Origin of the sequence: Pseudomonas sp. K5002, assembly GCF_013386655.1 — a bacterium.
Classification (GTDB): Bacteria; Pseudomonadota; Gammaproteobacteria; order Pseudomonadales; family Pseudomonadaceae; genus Aquipseudomonas.
This window is the reverse complement of record NZ_JACARK010000931.1, coordinates 1-1,176: the sequence shown is the minus strand read 5'-3', so window position 1 is coordinate 1,176 and position 1,176 is coordinate 1. Positions and strand designations below refer to the sequence as shown.

At 63.5% G+C, this 1,176-nt stretch carries 2 protein-coding genes and 2 pseudogenes; all 4 read left to right on the top strand.

What is annotated here, in order from left to right; all coding sequences use genetic code 11:
• Positions 1-164 (top strand): annotated as a pseudogene (locus HX846_RS31200) (flavin-dependent monooxygenase); the annotation flags it as partial.
• A gap of 17 nt (positions 165-181) precedes the next feature.
• Entirely contained in the window at positions 182-553 is a 372-nt protein-coding gene (locus HX846_RS31195) for a hypothetical protein (protein WP_003208867.1), read from the top strand.
• Positions 554-556: 3 nt separating this feature from the next.
• The gene (locus HX846_RS31190; protein WP_178966868.1) at positions 557-1,027 is read left to right on the top strand and encodes a nuclear transport factor 2 family protein; all 471 of its coding nucleotides are present in this window, start codon (positions 557-559) and stop codon (positions 1,025-1,027) included.
• Positions 1,024-1,176: pseudogene (locus HX846_RS39885) on the top strand (amidase); the annotation flags it as partial. The gene HX846_RS31190 and the pseudogene HX846_RS39885, both read left to right, overlap by 4 nt.

Below are 1,176 nucleotides of genomic sequence, written 5' to 3'. Positions count from 1 at the left end.
CCTACAGCCTGGCGGGCACCACCGCGATCTACCTGCGCCACCCGCTGCAACGCTACCTGCGCGACGCCATGGTGGTGACCCAGCACGCCTTCCTCAGCGAAGGCCTGTACGACGGCGCGGGCTCGGTGTTCCTCGGCGTTCCTCCATTTCCTGGCTACATCTGACTTTCAAGGATCAACCCATGTCCCAAGCCACTCAAGAACCGCTGCGCGTCGTCTTCTGCATCGGCATCACCCAGAACTTTTTCGACCTGCCTACCGGCGAAGGCCTGAGCGTGTGGAAAGGCTTCAGCCAGATGATGGGCGACCTCGGCGCCATGCCGGGCATCAACGTGCTGGGGGCGATGGATGACGACCGCTTGATGGTCGGCCCGTCGACCACCTCGCCGTGGACCGTCTACATCATGGCCGACGTCGACTGCCACCAGTCGGTGATCGACGCCTGCAACCTGTTCCGTACCACGCCGGTGGGTGAATACAGCCTGTGGCGCTACGCCAAGGTCGAAGCACGGATCGGCCGCCCGCTGACCATTCCCGAAGCGGCCAGGGTGTGAGCCATGGACCTGTTGCAGCGTGTTGAAACCCTTGAAGGGGAGAGCCAGGTAAGGCGCTTGATGGCGCGCTACATGGACCTGTGCGACGTGCCCCGGGCGGCGACCAACGTTCGCGAGTTGGCCGAGCTGTTCACCGTGGATGCGGTGTGGGAAGGCATTGGCACAAGTACCGCGCAGACCTTCGGCCAGCATCAGGGGCGCGACGCGGTGGCGGCGTTTGTCGGCAGCTACCTGCCACCGTCGGAACACTTTGCGCTGAACCTGCATTACCTCACCAGTGAGTCGATCCAGGTAGACGGCAGCGCGGCTGCAGGGCAGTGGATCATGCAACAGATTTCCACCTACGCCGACCAGCGCAGCGAGTTGTTCGGCACGCGGCTGGCCATCGATTTTCGCCGTGTCGACGGCACCTGGCTGATCGCGCATTTCCGTACGCAGCGCCTGTTCAATAGCATGTTGGGGGTGAACCCATGAGTACCTTCGTCAGCGAATTTTTACTCGGTGGCAGCGGCCGACGCGTGGCCATCAAGGATTCCATCGACATCGCCGGGTATCCGACCCGCTCGGGCAGTCGTGCCTTTGCCGATGCTCCGCCGGCGACGCGGCATGCGCACGTGGTGCAG

Excerpts from the sequence above, each read along its gene's own strand:
- HX846_RS31195 (WP_003208867.1), top strand. The coding sequence starts at position 182 with ATGTCCCAAGCCACTCAAGAACCGCTGCGCGTCGTCTTCTGCATCGGC.
- HX846_RS31190 (WP_178966868.1), top strand. The coding sequence starts at position 557 with ATGGACCTGTTGCAGCGTGTTGAAACCCTTGAAGGGGAGAGCCAGGTA.